Here is a 19,778-nt window from a genome sequence, read left to right on the forward strand (position 1 = left end):
TGTCAGCCCAGCGTCGGCATGGAGAACGCAGCGCCTGTCTCCTGCTGCATTTCCGGCCAGCGCGCGGTGATGGTTTTCATTCGGGTGTAGAAACGCACGCCGTCGTTGCCGTGTACGTTGAGCGCGCCAAAGATGGAACGCTTCCAGCCACCGAAACTGTGGAATGCCATCGGCACCGGGATCGGCACGTTGACCCCCACCATGCCCGCCTGCACCTCTTCGCAGAAGCGGCGCGCGCAGCCGCCGTCACGGGTGAAGATCGCCGAGCCATTACCATATTCATGGCGGTTAATGAGGTCCACCGCGCTGGCGTAATCTGCTACGCGCACCACAGAAAGCACCGGGCCAAAAATCTCTTCTTTATAGATGGTCATCTCCGGTGTGACGTTATCGAACAGCGTCGGCCCGACGAAGTAGCCCTGCTCGTGGCCCTTCACGCTGAAGCCGCGCCCGTCCACGCGCAATTTCGCCCCCTGCGCTTCCCCGCTGTCGATATAGCCCAGCACCTTGCTGCGGTGCGCGGAGGAGATAAGCGGCCCCATTTCGTTTTCCGGTGTCTGGTCCAGCCCCGGCCCGACGCGCAGCGCTTCAATCTGTTTTTCCAGCCTGGTGCAGAGGTCATCGGCGGTTTTATCCCCCACCGCCAGCACCACCGAGAGCGCCATGCAGCGTTCCCCCGCCGCGCCGTAGGCCGCACCCATGATGGCGTTGGTCGCCATCTCCATGTCAGCATCCGGCATTAAAATGCAGTGGTTTTTCGCGCCGCCCAGCGCCTGACAGCGCTTACCGTGGGCGGAGGCGGTCTGGTAAATGTATTCGGCAATCGGCGTGGAGCCGACAAAGCTCACCGCCTGCACGCGCGGGTCGGTCAGGAGCACGTCAACGGACTCTTTATCCCCCTGCACCACGTTGAAGACGCCGTCCGGCAGGCCTGCCTCTTTTAGCAGCTGCGCCAGCGCGAGCGCGAGAGAAGGGTCTTTTTCCGACGGCTTCAGCACGAAGGTATTCCCGGTCGCCAGCGCAATGGGGAACATCCACATCGGCACCATCGCCGGGAAGTTAAACGGCGTGATCCCGGCGCAGACGCCGAGCGGCTGCATCAGCGAGTGGCTGTCGACGCCGGTACCGACGTTCGCAGAGTGTTCACCCTTTTGCAGATGCGGGATACCGCAGGCAAATTCCACCACTTCCAGGCCGCGGGTCAGTTCGCCCACCGCGTCGGAGAAAACCTTGCCGTGCTCTTCGCTGATGATGCGGGCCAGGCGCGTCATGTTCTCTTCCAGCAGCGCCTTGAAGCGGAACATCACGCGCCCGCGCTTAAGCGGAGCCTGGCGCGCCCACGCGGGAAACGCCTGCTGCGCGGCGGCAATCGCCTGCTCCGTTTCCTGTGCCGTACTCATCACCACCTGGCGGATCTGCTCGCCGGTGGCCGGGTTGAAGATCGCCTGAACGCGCTGGCCTGAACCGGTGACACATTCGCCGTGAATAAAATTCGCTACCGTCTCCATCCTTAACCTCTCGCTGTTGATACGTGACTGTTACCTGAACGCTGTGTACTGGACACTATATATGAAACAAATATTCCATTTTAAGTTGAAATAAAATAAATGATGATTATTGTGATCAAGGATGGATTTTTATGTTAACAGCCAGCAACACTGACGCTGCGTGCGCTATTAAGGGATTTCGGGCGAGGAAATGACTGAAGCTTCTGTTTCATTTTTGCTGCCAGATGGATGGCCGACATTTAAAAGACGCGGTTTTGCGTTTAGAATCATCAGACTGTATTTGGGGGATAACATGACGACAGCAACCAGCCTGAACGAACTGCAGCAGCAAATCCGCGATCGCTACGATAGCCTGAGCAAGAGGCTGCAGCAGGTCTCCCGCTACGTGCTGGATAACACCAACAGCGTGGCCTTTGATACGGTTGCCGTCATTGCCGAGCGCGCCGACGTGCCGCCTTCGACGCTGATCCGCTTTGCCAACGCCTTTGACTTCACCGGCTTCAACGAAATGAAACAGCTGTTTCGCATGAACCTGGTGGAGGAGACGGCCAGCTACAGCGACCGCGCGCGGCTGTTCCGCGAAATGGAGAGCGAGGCCGTGCCGGAAACGCCGCTCGATATTCTGCAGGAGTTCGCCCGCTCGAACGCGCAGGCGCTACAGCAGCTGGCCGCCCGCGCCGAGCCGGAAATGCTGGAGCGCGCGGTACAGTTGCTGGCCGACGCCGACACTATCTACATCGCCGGACTGCGTCGCTCGTTTAGCGTCGCGGCCTACCTCACCTACGCCCTGAGCCATCTGGAGTGCCGCCCTATCCTGCTCGACGGCATGGGCGGGATGCTGCGCGAGCAGATCAGCCGCATTAAGGCGCGCGACATCGTGGTGTCGATCAGCTTCTCGCCGTACGCGGAAGAGACGGTGATGGTCAGCGAAACCGCCGCCAGCGTCGGCGCACGGCAGATCGTGATTACGGACAGCCAGATAAGCCCGCTGGCAACGTTCAGCGATCTCTGCTTTGTGGTGAAAGAGGCGCAGGTGGATGCGTTCCGGTCTCAGTCGGCAACGCTGTGCCTGGTGCAGTCGCTGGTGGTGGCGCTGGCGTATCGGTTGGGTGAAGGGAAATAAGGCAATAAAAAACCCCCTGCGCAGGCAGAGGGTTTGGGTGTTAATTCAGAGGGAAATCATTCCCACTCAATCGTAGCCGGTGGCTTACCACTGATGTCGTACACCACGCGGGAAATACCGTTCACTTCGTTGATGATGCGGTTAGACACGCGGCCCAGGAAGTCATACGGCAGGTGCGCCCAGTGCGCGGTCATGAAGTCGATGGTTTCCACCGCACGCAGGGAAACAACCCAGTCGTACTTACGGCCATCGCCCATGACGCCGACGGAGCGAACCGGCAGGAACACGGTGAACGCCTGGCTTACCTTGTTGTACAGGTCAGCTTTGTGCAGCTCCTCGATGAAGATCGCGTCCGCGCGACGCAGCAGGTCGCAGTACTCTTTCTTCACTTCGCCCAGCACGCGCACGCCCAGACCTGGACCCGGGAACGGGTGACGGTAGAGCATGTCGTACGGCAGACCCAGTTCCAGACCGATTTTACGCACTTCGTCTTTGAACAGCTCGCGCAGCGGTTCAACCAGACCCATCTTCATCTCTTTCGGCAGGCCGCCCACGTTGTGGTGAGATTTGATGACGTGCGCTTTGCCCGTGGCGGATGCCGCAGACTCGATCACGTCCGGATAGATGGTACCCTGCGCCAGCCACTTCACGTCTTCCAGCTTCAGCGCTTCTTCGTCGAACACTTCCACGAACACGCGGCCGATGATCTTACGTTTCGCTTCCGGATCGTTTTCGCCTTTCAGCGCGTCCAGGAAGCGCTGCTCGCCTTCCACGTGAACGATGTTCAGACCGAAGTGGTCGCCGAACATGTCCATGACCTGCTTCGCTTCGTTCAGACGTAGCAGACCGTTGTCCACGAAGACGCAGGTCAGGTTTTTGCCGATGGCGCGGTGCAGCAGCATCGCGGTGACGGAGGAGTCCACGCCGCCGGAGAGGCCGAGGATCACTTTGTCATCGCCAACCTGCTGGCGGATACGCTCAACGGCGTCGTCGATGATTTTTGCCGGGGTCCACAGGGCTTCACACTGGCAGATGTCACGCACGAAGCGCTCCAGCATGCGCATACCCTGACGGGTGTGGGTCACTTCCGGGTGGAACTGCACGCCGTAGAAGCGTTTTTCTTCGTTCGCCATGATGGCGAACGGGCAGCTTTCGGTGCTGGCAACGGTCACGAAGTCGGACGGGATGGCGGTGACTTTGTCGCCGTGGCTCATCCACACGTCCAGCAGCGGCTTGCCGTCTGCGGTCAGGGAGTCTTCGATACCGCGCACCAGCGCGCTGTCGGTGACGACTTCAACCTGCGCGTAGCCAAACTCACGCTCGTTAGAGCCTTCTACGTGACCGCCCAGCTGCATCGCCATGGTCTGCATGCCGTAGCAGACGCCGAATACCGGTACGCCCGCTTCGAACACGTACTGCGGCGCGCGCGGGCTGTTCTCTTCGGTGGTGCTTTCCGGACCGCCGGAGAGGATGATGCCGCTTGGATTGAATTCGCGAATCTGTGCTTCCGTGACATCCCACGCCCAGAGCTCACAGTAAACGCCCAGTTCACGTACGCGACGCGCCACCAGCTGAGTGTACTGAGAACCGAAGTCCAGGATGAGAATGCGATGTTTATGAATGTTTTCCGTCATTGACGCTAATTCCGAGGCAAGTGAAACAAAACAAAGCGCCCGGCAGAAGCCGGGCGCGGAAACTTATCAGGAGCCCAGACGGTAGTTCGGGGACTCTTTGGTGATCGTCACGTCGTGAACGTGGCTCTCCTGGATACCCGCACCGCTGATACGTACGAATTCCGCTTTGGTACGCAGCAGGTCAATGGTACCACAGCCGGTCAGACCCATACAGGAACGCAGGCCGCCCATCTGCTGGTGAATGATCTCTTTCAGACGGCCTTTATAGGCCACGCGGCCTTCGATACCTTCCGGTACCAGTTTGTCAGCAGCGTTATCGGTCTGGAAGTAACGGTCAGAGGAACCTTTGGACATCGCGCCCAGGGAGCCCATCCCACGGTAAGATTTGTAAGAACGGCCCTGGTAGAGTTCGATTTCGCCCGGGGATTCTTCGGTACCAGCGAGCATGGAGCCTACCATTACGGCAGCAGCGCCCGCGGCGATGGCTTTCGCGATATCGCCAGAGAAGCGGATACCGCCGTCAGCGATAACCGGAATACCGGTGCCTTCCAGCGCTTCAACCGCGTCAGAAACCGCGGTGATCTGTGGAACGCCCACGCCGGTCACGATACGGGTGGTACAGATGGAGCCAGGGCCGATACCCACTTTCACCGCGCTGCAGCCGGCGTCAGCCAGCGCGCGAGCGCCTGCGCCCGTCGCCACGTTGCCGCCAATGATCTGCAGGTCAGGGTATTTTGCACGGGTGTCGCGAATACGCTGCAGCACGCCTTCGGAGTGGCCGTGAGAGGAGTCAATCAGCAGGACGTCAACGCCCGCCGCCACCAGCGCGTCAACGCGCTCTTCGTTACCTGCACCCGCGCCTACGGCAGCGCCGACGCGCAGACGGCCATGCTCGTCTTTACAGGCGTTCGGTTTACGTTCTGCTTTCTGGAAATCTTTAACGGTGATCATGCCGCGCAGGTGGAAGTTCGCATCCACAACCAGCGCTTTCTCAACGCGTTTTTCGTGCATTTTCGCCAGCACCACGTCGCGAGTTTCGCCTTCGCGGACGGTCACCAGACGCTCTTTTGGCGTCATGTAGACACTGACAGGCTGGTTCAGGTCAGTCACGAAGCGCACGTCACGACCGGTGATGATGCCCACCAGTTCATTGTCTTCGGTCACTACCGGGTAGCCGGCAAAGCCGTTACGTTCGGTCAGGGCTTTCACTTCGTGCAGGGTAGTGGTTGGCAGAACGGTCTGAGGGTCGGACACGATGCCGGACTCATGCTTCTTCACGCGGCGAACTTCTTCCGCCTGACGCTCGATAGACATGTTTTTGTGGATAAAGCCAATGCCGCCTTCCTGTGCCAGGGCGATAGCCAGGCGCGCTTCAGTCACGGTGTCCATTGCCGCGGAGAGCATAGGAATGTTCAGACGAATGGTTTTCGTCAACTGCGTGCTGAGGTCGGCAGTATTCGGCAGAACGGTGGAATGAGCGGGAACGAGGAGGACGTCGTCAAACGTCAGTGCTTCTTTAGCGATACGTAGCATGGGCAATATCTCTGACCTGGGTGGTTAAATATTGCCGTGGCATTATACAGAGCGTAACCGATTGCATCTACACTTTTTTGAAAAAATGCTTGCGAATGCCTCTCAGCAGGTTACTATCGACTGAATAACTTGCTGATTTAGAATTTGATCCCGCTCACATGTTATCCTCTCAATCCCCCTCAATTTATACTGTCAGCCGCCTTAATCAGACGGTGCGTTTGCTGCTTGAGCAGGAAATGGGGCAGGTCTGGATCAGCGGTGAAATCTCAAACTTCACGCAGCCGTCTTCCGGACACTGGTACTTTACCTTAAAAGACGATACCGCCCAGGTGCGCTGCGCGATGTTCCGTAACAGCAACCGCCGCGTGACGTTCCGTCCGCAGCACGGCCAGCAGGTTCTGGTTCGCGCCAATATCACCCTGTATGAGCCGCGCGGCGATTATCAAATCATCGTTGAGAGCATGCAGCCCGCGGGCGAAGGCCTGCTGCAGCAAAAGTATGAACAGTTAAAGGCGAAGCTCTCCGAAGAGGGACTTTTCGACCAACAGTTCAAAAAGCCGCTGCCCTCGCCTGCCCACTGCGTGGGTGTCATCACCTCGAAAACCGGTGCCGCCCTGCACGACATTTTGCACGTACTGAAGCGTCGCGATCCTTCCCTGCCCGTCATTATCTACCCGACCGCCGTTCAGGGTGACGATGCGCCAGGTCAGATTGTACGCGCCATTGAACTGGCAAATGCGCGTAAGGAGTGTGACGTGTTGATCGTCGGGCGCGGCGGCGGCTCGCTGGAAGACCTGTGGAGCTTTAACGACGAGCGCGTGGCGCGGGCAATCTTTGCAAGCGAGATCCCCGTGGTGAGCGCCGTCGGGCATGAAACGGACGTGACAATTGCGGATTTTGTTGCGGATCTGCGTGCGCCTACGCCGTCCGCGGCGGCGGAAGTGGTGAGCCGTAACCAGCTGGAGCTGCTGCGTCAGCTTCAGAACGGCCAGCAGCGTCTTGAGATGGCGATGGACTACTTCCTTGCCAACCGTACCCGCCGCTTTACCCAGCTTCATCACCGTCTTCAGCAGCAGCACCCGCAGCTTCGTCTGGCGCGTCAGCAGACCGTGCTGGAACGCCTGCGTCAGCGCATGAACTTTGCGCTTGATAATCAGCTTAAGCGCGCGGTGACGCGCCAGCAGCGTGTGACCCAGCGCCTGAACCAGCAGAATCCGCAGCCGAAAATCTATCGTGCGCAAACGCGCATTCAGCAGCTGGAATATCGTCTGGCGGAGACTCTCCGGGCGCGCCTGAGCACCACACGTGAGCGTTTTGGCAACGCGGTGACCCATCTGGAAGCCGTCAGCCCCCTCTCCACGCTGGCGCGTGGCTATAGCGTAACGACAGCAGCGGACGGCAAAGTGCTGAAGCAAACCAAACAGGTGAACACCGGTGACGTTCTTACCACCCGCCTGTCTGACGGCTGGGTGGAAAGCGAAGTGAAATCAATTAAACCGGTGAAAAAGACGCGTCAGCGCAAAACCGGATAATTCTTCGCCGGTTACTTACTATACTGCTGCTATTCCCTTTTTTAATAAGGAGAGCAGCATGTCCCATCTTCGTAGCGTTATTCCCCCTTATATTCTTCGTCGTATTATCGAAAGCGGTTCCGAACCGCAGCAGCGCTATGCCCGTCAGACCTTAACCCACGTCCAGACGCTGATGGCGCATATGCCGGGCAAACCCGCCGCGCCGCACGTGAATAAAGCCGGTCAGCTTGAGCGCGATATCTACGATGCGAAACAGACCCAGGAGCTGCCGGGTACCCAGGTGCGTTACGAGGGCCAGCCGTCGAATGGCGATGTGGCCGTGGACGAGGCGTATGATTATTTGGGTATTACCCATGATTTCTTCTGGAAAGAATATCAGCGCGATTCGCTCGATAATAAGGGACTGATTTTGACCGGCACCGTGCATTACGGTCGGGAATATCAGAACGCCTTCTGGAACGGTCAGCAGATGGTGTTTGGCGACGGTGACGGGGAGATCTTTAACCGCTTTACGGTTGCCATCGACGTGGTGGCACACGAGCTGAGCCACGGCGTCACCGAGACCGAAGCCGGGCTAATCTATTTCGAACAGTCAGGCGCGCTGAATGAGTCCCTGTCAGACGTGTTTGGTTCGCTGGTGAAACAGTACCATCTCAAGCAAACCGCCGATAAAGCAGACTGGTTGATTGGTGAAGGGCTGCTGGCTGCGGGCATTAACGGCAAAGGGCTGCGCTCCATGTCTGAACCCGGCACCGCCTACGACGATCCCCTGCTCGGCAAAGACCCGCAGCCCGCGCACATGAAAGATTTCATCAAAACGCGCGAGGATAACGGCGGCGTCCATCTTAACTCCGGCATCCCCAACCGGGCGTTTTACCTGGCCGCGACGGCGATCGGCGGTTACGCCTGGGAAAAAGCCGGTTATGCCTGGTACGACACGGTTTGCGATCGCAATCTGGCGCAGGATGCGGATTTTGATGCCTTCGCAAAACTGACGATAGCGCACGGAGAGAAACGCTCCGGTAGCGACGTTGGGGCGGCGATAAAACAGGCCTGGGAACAGGTGGGAGTGCTGTAAATGCAGGTTCCGGAACTGACGGATGACGCCGTGGTTGAGCTGGCCCGGGAAGGCGGCGTCGCTTTTATTCCTAAGCTGAGCGGCCAGCGTACCATCGCGCTCTCCTCGCTTAATGAGGCCCAGCGCCAGCGCCTGGTGAGCATCCTGGAGCAGGCCTTTCCACGCGGTCAGCCGCCGGGTCAGACGTCGTCACCCGGCAGCGGTGACCAGCGCTATTTCCGCATCCAGATTATCTGGACCGGCCAAAATCAGGCGCACTACGCCGATATCATCGTGCTGGTACCTGAGCAGGAAGCGCCCGAGTCGCTGGTCGAGCTGTGGAAAAAAGGCGAAGACTGCGTGTGCGATTAATCTTCGGGCGGAACAAACTCCACGCGCTTTTTAGAAATTAAGCCGTGGCCGTTCTGGCAGAAATAGTCCACCGCCCCGCAGGCCTTTAAGACCTGGAGTGGCTGATGGCACTCCGGGCAGCGGGCTTCGAGCGCAATATCTTTATTACAGCTGTCGCAGTGCGCCGCCCCGTTCAGGGGTTCAAGCTGTGCCTGGCAATCCGGGCAGGTAATGGTCATGGTGTCTCCTTCAGGACGTTCAGGTCTGCGATAATTTTACCACGTCTTCAGTGCGGGCCACGCAACTGTTGCTGCAAGGTCAGCAGCAGCGCCACCTCATCGATCCTGCGGCGTGTTGTGCGGCTCACCTCCTGCGGATCACGCTCAAACAGACTGTTTGCGCCAAGAATATGGCCGGCAAGACAGCGTTCGTAGATCGTGCCGGGGATATACCAGCGCTGAATAGTCTTACCTTTAACTAGCTCCAGCACATCTTCCGCGCCGCGTCGGTCGTAGTTGATAATGCGGCCGTCGCGTAAATAGAGACGCAGGCCCTTTTGCCCGCCCGCGGGTCCCGCGTATTTATTAAGCCAGATATCCACCGGCACGCCGCTGATGGTTCCCTGCAAGTGCGCCTCGCCTTCCGCGGTGGTCAGGTCACCCTTTGCGATATCGTGGCCCAGGCGGTTTTTAGCCGTTACCACCTGCAGCGTCATATCGTCCTGACCGCCCAGATAGCGCAGCGTTTCACGCAGCATCGCCAGCACGTGCGTTCCGATATCCAGAATCACGCCGTCCGGGTGGTGAAGCGTTCTGGTATCCGGTTCTCCGGTCGCGAAATTGAGCGCGATGGGTTCCCCTGCGGCGTTATATCCGCTCGGCTCCTGCAAAAAACCTTCGATTCTGGCAATGTCAGATACATGGCCGACCAGCGACCGCTTCACCGTTTCGATGCGCGCCATCCAGTGGTCGAGCGCCAGCACGCGGGACGCCACGCCGGGCGTTGCCAGCAGCGTGTTAAGTTTTTCGATTTGAGGAAGCGTGGCGACAATCGGTTTTTCAATCACAATCCGCGGAACCGGCGAGGCAATCGCCAGCTCAAGCACCTCAAGGTGGTGCAGCGATGCGGTGGTAATAAAATGGGTATCCAGCGGGGTGGCTAAAAGCGCCGCAAGCGAGGCGCAGCGCGTAACGCCTTCAGGGTGCTTTGCGGGGAGAACATCAAAGCCGAAACAACGAACAGCGCCATCGAACAGATTACGTAGTGCGGGCAGATAGGCTGTTTCCACTACCGCACCAAGACCAACAAATCCTAACTGCATGGTTTCACCTCAGGAAGTACAGTGCCGGGGCATAACGCCTGCCCCGGCACACTGAGGTTTATGAGGCGCTAGCTGCCGGTTTAGTTTGCGCATTTTCCAGCATGCGGCGCACCGGAACAATGAGGACGATCAGCACTGCGGCACAAATCAGCAGCGCGATGGAGCAGCGCGCGAAGAGATCCGGCAGCATATCCAGCTGGTCGGCCTTCACGTGACCGCCAATCAGGCCCGCCGCCAGGTTACCCAGCGCGCTGGCGCAGAACCACAGCCCCATCATCTGGCCGCGCATTCTCTCCGGCGCCAGCAGGGTCATGGTCGCCAGACCGATCGGGCTCAGGCACAATTCACCCAGCGTCAGCATTAAGATACTGCCCACCAGCCAGAACGGCGACACGCCCGCCCCGCCGTTGCTCAGCACGTTCTGTGCCGCCAGCATCATCAGGCCAAAGCCCGCTGCCGCACACAGAATACCGATAACAAACTTGGTGATGCTGCTCGGGCGAATGTTCATGCTCGCGAGCTTTGGCCATGCCCAGCTGAACACCGGGGCCAGCAGGATGATGAACAGGGCGTTAATCGACTGGAACCACACCGCCGGAATTTCAAAATCACCGATCATGCGGTTAGTGTAGTCGTTGGCAAACAGGTTGAACGAGGTTGGCTTCTGCTCAAACGCGGACCAGAAGAACGCGGCGGAGACCAGCAGAATAAAGCAGACCAGCAGCCTGGCGCGCTCTTTGCGGTTCAGGCCCGCGAAGATGAACAGGTAGATAAAGTAGAGAGCAACGGACGCCGCAATTACGTAGACCAGCACGCTGGCTACCGCGACCGGGTTAATGACAATCACGCCCTGCGCGATCAGCGTCACGAGCGTTGCCACGCCTGCCGCCAGCGCCAGCAGCCAGACGCCCACGCCGTTGCGCTTCACCACCGGGCTGTTCCATGTGGAGTCCAGACCGACTTCGCTGTCGTAGCGCTTCATCGCCGGAACCGCAAACACGCGGAAGATAATCAGCGCCACCAGCATCCCGATGCCGCCAATACCAAAGCCCCAGTGCCAGCCGTGGGTTTTTATCAGCCAGCCGGAAATCAGCGGGGCGATGAACGAGCCCATATTAATGCCCATGTAGAACAGCGAGAAACCGCCGTCACGACGCGCATCGCCTTTTTTATACAGGGTGCCGACCATTACCGAGATACAGGTTTTGAACAGGCCAGAGCCGAGCACGATGAACATCAGGCCGATAAAGAACAGGTTGTTGCCCATGATGGCCGACAGCGCAATCGACAGGTGGCCGAGCGCGATCAGAATCGAACCGTACCAGACGGCTCTCTGCTGGCCGAGCCAGTTATCCGCCAGCCAGCCGCCCGGCAGCGCGGCCAGGTACATGGTGCCGGCAAAAATACCGACAATCGCCGAGGCGTTTTCGCGCGCCAGCCCCATCCCGCCGTCATAGACGGTGGCGGCCATAAAAAGGATCAGCAGCGGGCGAATGCCGTAGAACGAGAAACGCTCCCACATCTCGGTAAAGAACAGCGAACCGAGCGGATAAGGATGGCCGAAGAAGGTTCGGCTCTCTTTGTGATTAACAGAGGATTGCATAATTCTCCCGAAAGGTATGTGTCGTGCTTGTAAACACCAGCAGGTACGCCGGCCAGTTACGTATCTGACCGATTTTTTACATGCGGCGAAAAGTTAGTTAACCATTTGATAACCAGTCGCTAGTTTTGTCTAGTACCGGACCAGGGACTTTAAGATGAAAATTCGACGATTGTCTACTTTTCTGGATTTAAAGATGGTTGGGAGTGAATAGTGATTGACTTCACACAGTGTTAGTCATTGCTGTGAAAGCGCGAAAAAAACAGCGGCAGGCAAGGGTTTTAATGGGTTCAGCTAAGGATATTTGCTTTTGTAGTATGAATAGCAAACAAACCATTAATTTATTGTAATAAAAGAATTTTTCACACATGGAAATTTCTTTGTGTACACCCATGTGCCCACGCAAAACAAAAGTGCCTATCTCTTTTGTACACTCAACGAGCATTACCCAATCCTACGTATAACCGTAGTTCGTGCGGTCCGGATACATTCCCACCAGCAGTCTAAAATTCTCGAGGATACTTTCAAACGGTGAAAAGCATGTTCTGTTGGTTCTCTTCCCTCTCGTTCTTCCCTTTCCGTATACCTGACTTGACGTTTTCGCTTTACCAGAAACTTTGTAGCTTCAACCTCAAATGCACAAAATCAAACGCGCATAAAAAAGCCCCTTCTGGGGCTTGATGCTCAAGATTCTTTAAAGCCAGGTTTACCATTGGCTTTACGCCACTGCTTGACCTCTTTGACAATTCCTTCAGGACTATTATCCTGTCCATCCTGTGGGTAATAAATCAGATCAGAGCCATCAGGATGCTCGCTTACTTTTTCAAACTCCAAAAGATTATTAATATCATCTTCTTCGGTTTCTCCGTCAGCCATGCATATTTTGCGAACTAAATCTAAAAATTCTTGTTCTGTATAATCACAATAGCTTTTCTTCTCACTCATCTTTTTTCCTACTTTTCCAGATGCAGTTCTATATGACGCTTAGGTGTTGTGATGCTCATATTGTCGACATTATAAACCTCTCCACCCTGTGCTATGGGCCTTACATGATGTATTTCAAATTTACCTCGCCTCCCTACCCAACCACTCCTACAGGGCACTGGCGCTTTCCCTTTTTGTAAATTGGCTAAATTATGGGTATTAAATTGTCTGGACAATTCAGGATCTCTTGCCACCTCCTGCCAGAAAGCCTCTCTGAAGCGGTCAAAATTGGTAAATGACCTTCCACGCAGTCTGTCAGCTATCTGCTCTGGAATTGGAGAACCATCCCCCTTATCAGCATCAGACAGCCATACGCCACTTACTTTTTTCCCTTTGCCCGTGACTTGTCCGGGATTGTGCCTCAGATAAATATAAATCGGCGGCAGGTCAGGGAACGGCAGGATCAGAATGTAATCCGCGAAACGCTTTTCCTCTGGCGCCGGGCTGGTGGTCGCCGTTATGCTGGTGTTATCCGGCAGCGGGTCAACAACCACCGGGTTCGGCAGCACCGGCCGCGCCTGGTTGCCGGTATTCCAGGGTTTATTCTCGTCTGTCCGGTCAGGCGTCCACACAATGGTGATGTGCGGTTCTTCTTCCGTGGTGAAGGTGTACGCCTGCGCGCTGCTGTCATACTCCATTTTTCTGACGCGAACACTGTCCCGGCCGGGTGGCGTGTGCCAGCCACGCGGGACCGCGTTCCCGCTGCTGTCGTTCTCCCACGTATAGCGCACCCGGCTCGGGGCTTCACGCATCTGCTCCAGGCGCATACGGTCGATAAAATCCTGTTCGCCATCGTTCAGCCTTCCGGGCATCATTCCCACCAGCAGCCCGGCCACGGATGCACCCGCTCCGGCGGCGGCTGTCTCACCCAGCCCGGCGGCACCACGTACCGCCCAGGTGCCGTATGTCAGCGCCCTGCCGCTTATCAGCTCCAGCAGGCTTGCGCCTGCCGTGGCCGTCTGTGCACGTGAAGCTGCAGCTGCGGCAGCAACGGCGGCCTGATAATCTATCTCCTCATGGTTGCCGTTCCACCAGCGATACAGGGCGCTGCGCTTTTTCGGTTTGGGGATATCGTCTGGCTTTTTCTTTTTTGCGGTCCGGGCGTGCTGCGGGGTGTCTGAATCGGTTGCCGGGTCGCTGGCGGGCATGGCCTGAAAAAAAGCCATATCAGCAAAATTGGTATGTGGCTCGCGCTGGTCACCGGCATCATTGCAACCCTCACCGCGCAGGCAGGATTTTGCGAATACCCGGTTACGTTCCCTTTCCTCCGCCCTGCGTTTTTCTTCGGCTTGCTTTTCTGCTGCCAGCCTGGCAGCGTGTTCTTCCCTGGCAACCTCAACCGGGTCCCGTCCCCGTCCCAGCCACTGACCTGCCGGAGCAATCACCCGGTTCGAACCCGGAGGGCAATCACAGTGTACTTTTGAACCGTGAACGGCTGCGGGCACCCCGTGAAATGTCACGCGTTCTTCACCTGATACTATGACGCCCTGTTTCCCGCATTTGGGACAGGGTGTGGTTTTATCGCCTACCCGGAGTATTCTGCGCCCAAATTCGGTGCTGTCTGTAATGGACGCAATACACCTGGCGCCGGTGGTGGTTTTATCATTCTCAAGCGCCTGCCCACGCCCGTAATTATCGGTACGGTATCCCATGCGTTACGCTCCGGTAACTGTCAGAAAATCCGCCCCGGATGCGACCCCATTACGCGTTACCAGATAAGTGTGCCTTTGCAGAATACTGATAATTTCATCGCCGTTATTAAGCACGCTCCCATCCAGCGCAACGCCAGCCCCCTTGCACAAGCTGGCCTTTCCGGCACTGGTGGTTATGGCGGCTGTGCTGCCGTCAGGATAGGCTACGATTTCCCCGCGGCGGGTTATGCTCCCTTCCATTGCTATGCGCCAGATATCATTTGCGGGATGCTTCCGTACCAAAACCCTTCCCTCTGCAAGTATCGCGCGTGCTTCATCGTCCATTGCGACAATTTCTTCCGCTGTAAATAGCGACTTTTCCTGCTGGGCTTTTATTTCTGGCATTAATTCATTGGTGCATTGCTGATCCATATAAACGCCCTTAATTCCAGTTAATTAAAAAACCAAATAATTCTACTATGGATAAGGATTTATCATTTTCGATCAGCATTTTTGGTTCATATCGAATATTGAAATAAATCACTGAAAAAAATAATTACTGTGAATATTAATATGTAATTTCCAGCGGTGTCTGAATGACGCTTTACGCTATTAAGTATGATCTGGCAATCTTTGCGGTGTACCGCTGCCACAGCGCGCCTCCACCGCTTCTTTCGTTATGACCGAGCTAAAAATAGATCCTGTTTTAATTATGAAAAAAACCCGCATGGTTAGCGGGTTTTGATAATGCATCAAACTTTGTGAGGCTTGATGAAGGTTATTTGCTTTTCTTAATGTGCTTAATCAAACGCTTACGCTTACGCATCTGGTTCGGCGTCAGGGTGTTGCGCTTGTTGGCGAACGGGTTTTCCCCTTCCTTGAACTGGATACGAATAGGCGTGCCCATCACGTCCAGCGATTTACGGAAGTAGTTCATCAGGTAGCGCTTGTAGGAATCCGGCAGGTCTTTCACCTGGTTGCCGTGAATCACCACGATTGGCGGGTTATAGCCACCGGCATGGGCATATTTCAGCTTCACGCGACGACCGCGCACCAGCGGCGGCTGGTGATCTTCCGCTGCCATATTCATGATACGGGTCAGCATGGCGGTGCTCTGACGACGGGTGGAGCTGTCGTAGGCTTCACGCACGGATTCGAACAAGTTACCGACGCCGCTGCCGTGCAGCGCAGAGATAAAGTGCACGCGGGCAAAGTCGATAAAGCCCAGACGGAAGTCCAGGGTCTCTTTCACCTGCTCGCGCACTTCATTGCTCAGGCCATCCCACTTGTTGACGACGATGACCAGTGAGCGCCCACTATTGAGGATAAAGCCGAGCAGAGAGAGATCCTGATCGGAGATACCTTCGCGCGCGTCGATGACCAGCAGCACCACGTTGGCATCTTCAATCGCCTGCAGGGTTTTGATAACGGAGAATTTTTCCACCACGTCGGTGATTTTTCCGCGCTTACGTACACCGGCGGTGTCGATGAGGACATACTCACGTTCATCGCGCTGCATCGGGATGTAGATGCTGTCACGCGTAGTGCCCGGCATGTCGTAAACCACCACGCGCTCTTCACCCAGAATACGGTTAGTAAGCGTAGACTTACCTACGTTTGGACGACCGACGATAGCCAGCTTGATCGGCAGATCCTGCGGGTTGAAGTCATCCTCAGGCTCTTCTTCTTCGCCCTCTTCACCGTCTTCGAACTGTGCCCAGTATGCAGCGTCTTCGTCCACCTCTTCCGGCGGGTTCACTTCGTCCACCCACGGCAGCAGAACGGTTTCCAGCAGGCTGGTCACACCGCGGCCATGCGATGCCGCAATCGGGTGGATATCCCCCATGCCCAGAGACCAGAAGTCCGCGATAGCCTGATCGGCATCGATGCCGTCAGTTTTGTTCGCCACCAGGAAAGTTGGCTTTTCGCGAGAACGCAGGTGCTTAGCAATTGCGGAGTCCGCCGGCATCAGGCCAGCGCGCGCATCCACCATGAACAGCACAACATCCGCTTCTTCAATCGCCAGCAAGGACTGTTCCGCCATGCGGGTTTCAACGCCGTCTTCTGTGCCATCAATACCGCCGGTATCAATACAGATGAACTCGCGTCCTTCCACCTCTGCACGACCGTACTTACGGTCACGCGTCAGCCCCGGGAAATCCGCAACCAGCGCATCACGGGTGCGTGTTAAACGGTTAAAAAGAGTGGATTTTCCAACGTTAGGGCGCCCGACAAGCGCGACCACAGGTACCATGTTTGAAGCCTCATAAAATTCAAATAAACGTCGCATTCGCGGCGTTTTTAAAAATGTCAAAACGGCTCCTGAGTGAACAGGAGCCGTTTAGTATACTACAACCGCCGGGTAATTAACGCGTGATCGCGTACAGCGTGCCGTCTTTTGCCTGAATCAGCAGTTTGCCGTCAGCCACAACCGGGTCGGTCAGGAAGCCTGAACCGTCCACTTTCTGCTGCGCCACGAAGCGGCCATTCTCTGGATCAACCCAGTGCATATAGCCTTCGCTGTCGCCAACCACCAGGCTACCGTTGTACAGCACTGGCGCGGTCAGCAGACGGTGCAGCAGATCGCTTTGCGTCCACAGCGTCACGCCGCCTTCGGTGCTCAGCGCCAGCAGGCGATCGTTCTGGTCAACCATATAGATGCGGTTACCGTCAACGATGAAATCATTCACAGAGCCCAGCTCACGTTTCCACATGATCTGGCCACTGCGCAGGTCCAGCGCGGTCAGGTTGCCGTTATAGGCCAGGGCGTAAACCACACCGTCAACGATAACCGGAGTAGTGTCTACGTCGCTCAGGCGGTCGATTTCCGTTGAGCCAGTGGCCTGCGAGATACGCTGCTGCCAGATCATCTGGCCCTGCTGCATCAGCACGGCACTCACGCGACCGTTGTCACCGCCCACAATGGCAGCGCCAAATGCGGTTGCAGGTGCGGATTCACCGCGCAGAGACAGCGCAGGCATATCCAGGTTAACGGTCCATTTCACCAGACCGTCCGCTTCGTTCAGCGCCTGCAGCTGGCCGTTGCTGGTATGGATCAGCACCAGCCCGTCGCTCACGACCGGACGTGACAAGGATTCACCGGCTACGGCGGTCTGCCATGCAACAGAACCATCGCTGGCATTCAGCGCGTAAACCTGCGCTTTTTCGCTGCCCACGTAGACATGCCCACCGGAAACGGTCAGGCCGCCAGACAGCAGTGCAGGTTTACGGGAGAACCAGCCGTCTTTTTCCGCCAGGTTAACGGACCAGACCTCTTTCCCGTCATCGGCGTTCACCGCTTTCACGGTACCTTTGCGGTCAGCGGCATAGACAACGCTGTCTGCATACGCAGGATGAAGGTTGGAATAGAAATCACCAATCCCACTGCCCACGGAGACATCCCACGCGGTGGATGGGGTAAACTGGTTTTCAACCGTCGGCAGTGGGGACATTTTCACAACGTCTTCTTCGCCACTGAACAGTGAACAACCACTTAATAACGTAACAGAAAGCAATCCTGGCAGAAGTAATTTACGCAATTGCATCGGGTCCCTCTCAGACGGACAAATTATTTATTTTCATCTGCATCATTTCGCTCAGCGCAGGTGACGCTTTGCTCTCTACGCCAGCTTGCCACGCTTTACGCGCGCCCGCTTTGTCACCTTTGCTCAGCAGTGCTTCACCGCGCAGATCGGCAACGATGGCAGCAAAACCTTCGCCTTTGATGGTATCGAGCGTTTTCAGCGCGTCGTCAGCTTTTTTCTGCTGAACCTGAATACGTGCCAGGCGCAGATTGATCACCGCTTTCAGGTTTTCATCGCTGGCAGCAGCTAGGCCCTGAGACAGCTGAGCAGCGGCTTTATCCAGTTCGTTTTTATCAACGTACTGCTGAGCCACTTCCAGCGCTGCCAGTGCACCGTAGGTGTTTTTGTTGTCAGCGGCAAATTTCTCTGCCGCAGCCAGCGTTTGCGGCTGGTCGGCACGAATCGCGCTAACGGTATTTTCATAGGACAGGGACGCGCCGCGCGCGGAATCCGCCTGATGGTTGTTCCAGTAACGCCAGCCCACCAGCGCACCCACACCTAAAATAACCCCAACAACCAGCGCTTTGCCGTTTTCAGCAAAGAAGCGTTTAATCGCGTCGACCTGATCGTGTTCGTTCTCGTACATTTCCACGCCGTCTTTCTCCTTAGCCCAATAGAGTGCGCAAGTGCGCCGCAACGCCGTCCTGCGTTACCGTTGTCTGCTCACCAGAGCGCAGGTCTTTTACTACCACTTCGCCGTTAGCCACTTCGGACTCGCCCAGCACCAGTGCAATACTTGCGCCCCACTTATCGGCACGAGCAAACTGTTTTTTGAAGTTGCCGCCGCCATGGTTGGTCATAAGCTTAACGCCCGGTAGCGCATCGCGCACGCGTTCGGCAAGCTGCATCGCCGCAGACTGCGTTTCCGCGCCTGAAGCCACCAGGTATATATCGACAACGGAATCTGCTTTAAATTCCGGATTAACTGCCTGAACCAGCAAAACAAGTCGCTCAAGACCCATCGCGAAGCCAACCGCAGGCGCCGCACGGCCACCCAGTTGCTCAACCAGACCGTCATAACGGCCGCCGGCACACACGGTGCCCTGAGAACCGAGGCTGGTGGTTACCCACTCAAATACGGTGCGGTTGTAGTAGTCCAGACCGCGCACCAGACGCTGGTTCACGGTGTAGGCAATGCCCGCCGCTTCGAGAAGCTTGCACAGGCCGGTAAAGTGTTCGCGAGACTCGTCGTCCAGGTAGTCACCCAGCGCAGGGGCATCGTTCAGCAGCGCCTGAACATCAGGGTTTTTGGAATCCAGCACGCGCAGCGGGTTGCTGTACATGCGACGTTTGCAGTCTTCGTCCAGCTTCTCTTTATGCTGCTCCAGGAACGCCACCAGCGCATCGCGGTAGTTAGCGCGCGCTTCCAGAGAACCGATTGAGTTCAGTTCCAGCGAAACGTGCTCAGAGATACCGAGGGCGCGCCACCAGCGAGCGGTCAGCATAATCAGTTCGGCATCGATGTCCGGGCCCTGCAGGCCAAAGACTTCCACACCCAGCTGGTTAAACTGGCGATAACGACCTTTCTGCGGACGTTCGTGGCGGAACATCGGGCCGATATACCACAGGCGCTGCTCCTGATTGTACAGAAGACCATGTTCGATGCCGGCGCGTACGCAGCCCGCCGTACCTTCCGGTCGCAGGGTCAGGCTGTCGCCGTTGCGGTCCTCAAAGGTGTACATCTCTTTTTCAACCACGTCGGTCACTTCACCGATCGCGCGTTTGAATAACGGGGTCTGCTCTACAATCGGCAAACGGATTTCGCTGTAACCGTAGCTGCCGAGCACCTGCTTCAGCGTGCCTTCAATGCGCTGCCAGATGGCGGTTTCGCCAGGCAGGTAATCGTTCATGCCGCGGATGGCTTGAATGTTTTTTGCCACGTTTATTCTCTTTCTATATACAAAAAAAACCCAAAGAATG

General features: G+C 56.6%; 17 protein-coding genes. 4 read left to right on the forward strand and 13 right to left on the reverse strand.

Annotation, left to right across the window (positions count from 1 at the left end; genetic code table 11):
• Positions 1 to 2: 2 nt before the first annotated feature.
• Positions 3 to 1,508, reverse strand: coding sequence for a CoA-acylating methylmalonate-semialdehyde dehydrogenase (locus IM294_RS17545; RefSeq protein WP_193360371.1), 1,506 nt, complete (start codon positions 1,506 to 1,508; stop codon positions 3 to 5).
• A gap of 292 nt (positions 1,509 to 1,800) precedes the next feature.
• Here IM294_RS17545 and IM294_RS17550 point away from each other — a divergent pair, with 292 nt between their 5' ends.
• Entirely contained in the window at positions 1,801 to 2,631 is an 831-nt protein-coding gene (locus IM294_RS17550) for a MurR/RpiR family transcriptional regulator (protein ID WP_008502123.1), read from the forward strand.
• A gap of 56 nt (positions 2,632 to 2,687) precedes the next feature.
• On the opposite strand, the gene guaA is transcribed toward IM294_RS17550, so the two are convergent.
• Both guaA and guaB read right to left on the reverse strand, forming a co-directional pair.
• Positions 2,688 to 4,265, reverse strand: coding sequence for a glutamine-hydrolyzing GMP synthase (gene guaA / locus IM294_RS17555; protein ID WP_003860599.1), 1,578 nt, complete (start codon positions 4,263 to 4,265; stop codon positions 2,688 to 2,690).
• A 66-nt stretch (positions 4,266 to 4,331) separates the two neighbouring features.
• A complete protein-coding gene (guaB, locus tag IM294_RS17560; protein WP_014884799.1) occupies positions 4,332 to 5,798 on the reverse strand; it encodes an IMP dehydrogenase in 1,467 nt (488 codons plus the stop codon).
• Positions 5,799 to 5,956: 158 nt separating this feature from the next.
• Between guaB and xseA the strand changes: the two genes are divergently transcribed.
• The 3 genes from xseA to IM294_RS17575 are packed head-to-tail and all read left to right on the forward strand — an operon-like array spanning position 5,957 to position 8,759.
• Entirely contained in the window at positions 5,957 to 7,330 is a 1,374-nt protein-coding gene (gene xseA, locus IM294_RS17565; protein ID WP_047368089.1) for an exodeoxyribonuclease VII large subunit, read from the forward strand.
• 58 nt (positions 7,331 to 7,388) lie between these two features.
• Positions 7,389 to 8,408, forward strand: coding sequence for a M4 family metallopeptidase (locus IM294_RS17570; RefSeq protein ID WP_063437004.1), 1,020 nt, complete (start codon positions 7,389 to 7,391; stop codon positions 8,406 to 8,408).
• On the forward strand, positions 8,409 to 8,759 hold the full coding sequence (locus IM294_RS17575) for a protealysin inhibitor emfourin (RefSeq protein WP_028014053.1): 351 nt from the start codon (positions 8,409 to 8,411) through the stop codon (positions 8,757 to 8,759).
• On the opposite strand, the gene IM294_RS17580 is transcribed toward IM294_RS17575, so the two are convergent.
• From IM294_RS17580 to hisS, 10 genes are all read right to left on the reverse strand, one after another.
• The gene (locus IM294_RS17580; RefSeq protein WP_126818695.1) at positions 8,756 to 8,977 is read right to left on the reverse strand and encodes a zinc ribbon domain-containing protein; all 222 of its coding nucleotides are present in this window, start codon (positions 8,975 to 8,977) and stop codon (positions 8,756 to 8,758) included. The genes IM294_RS17575 and IM294_RS17580 overlap by 4 nt on opposite strands.
• A gap of 47 nt (positions 8,978 to 9,024) precedes the next feature.
• Positions 9,025 to 10,059, reverse strand: coding sequence for an oxidoreductase (locus IM294_RS17585; RefSeq protein WP_126818694.1), 1,035 nt, complete (start codon positions 10,057 to 10,059; stop codon positions 9,025 to 9,027).
• Between the two features lie 58 nt (positions 10,060 to 10,117).
• Positions 10,118 to 11,662 carry a peptide MFS transporter gene (locus IM294_RS17590; protein WP_045630992.1) on the reverse strand — a complete coding sequence of 515 codons (1,545 nt, stop codon included), beginning with the start codon at positions 11,660 to 11,662 and terminating at the stop codon, positions 10,118 to 10,120.
• Positions 11,663 to 12,343: 681 nt separating this feature from the next.
• A complete protein-coding gene (locus IM294_RS17595; RefSeq protein WP_126818693.1) occupies positions 12,344 to 12,604 on the reverse strand; it encodes a bacteriocin immunity protein in 261 nt (86 codons plus the stop codon).
• A gap of 8 nt (positions 12,605 to 12,612) precedes the next feature.
• Positions 12,613 to 14,295 carry an S-type pyocin domain-containing protein gene (locus IM294_RS17600; RefSeq protein ID WP_193360372.1) on the reverse strand — a complete coding sequence of 561 codons (1,683 nt, stop codon included), beginning with the start codon at positions 14,293 to 14,295 and terminating at the stop codon, positions 12,613 to 12,615.
• A gap of 3 nt (positions 14,296 to 14,298) precedes the next feature.
• Positions 14,299 to 14,706: a hypothetical protein gene (locus IM294_RS17605; protein WP_126818747.1), complete on the reverse strand. Its 408-nt coding sequence runs from the start codon at positions 14,704 to 14,706 to the stop codon at positions 14,299 to 14,301.
• 346 nt (positions 14,707 to 15,052) lie between these two features.
• A complete protein-coding gene (gene der, locus IM294_RS17610; RefSeq protein WP_028014057.1) occupies positions 15,053 to 16,528 on the reverse strand; it encodes a ribosome biogenesis GTPase Der in 1,476 nt (491 codons plus the stop codon).
• A gap of 112 nt (positions 16,529 to 16,640) precedes the next feature.
• Positions 16,641 to 17,819, reverse strand: coding sequence for an outer membrane protein assembly factor BamB (gene bamB, locus IM294_RS17615; RefSeq protein ID WP_028014058.1), 1,179 nt, complete (start codon positions 17,817 to 17,819; stop codon positions 16,641 to 16,643).
• A gap of 10 nt (positions 17,820 to 17,829) precedes the next feature.
• On the reverse strand, positions 17,830 to 18,450 hold the full coding sequence (locus IM294_RS17620; protein ID WP_028014059.1) for a YfgM family protein: 621 nt from the start codon (positions 18,448 to 18,450) through the stop codon (positions 17,830 to 17,832).
• A 13-nt stretch (positions 18,451 to 18,463) separates the two neighbouring features.
• Entirely contained in the window at positions 18,464 to 19,738 is a 1,275-nt protein-coding gene (gene hisS / locus IM294_RS17625) for a histidine--tRNA ligase (protein WP_028014060.1), read from the reverse strand.
• Positions 19,739 to 19,778 lie beyond the last annotated feature (40 nt).

Origin of the sequence: Enterobacter cloacae complex sp. P43RS, assembly GCF_014930585.1 — a bacterium.
Lineage (GTDB): Bacteria > Pseudomonadota > Gammaproteobacteria > Enterobacterales > Enterobacteriaceae > Enterobacter > Enterobacter bugandensis.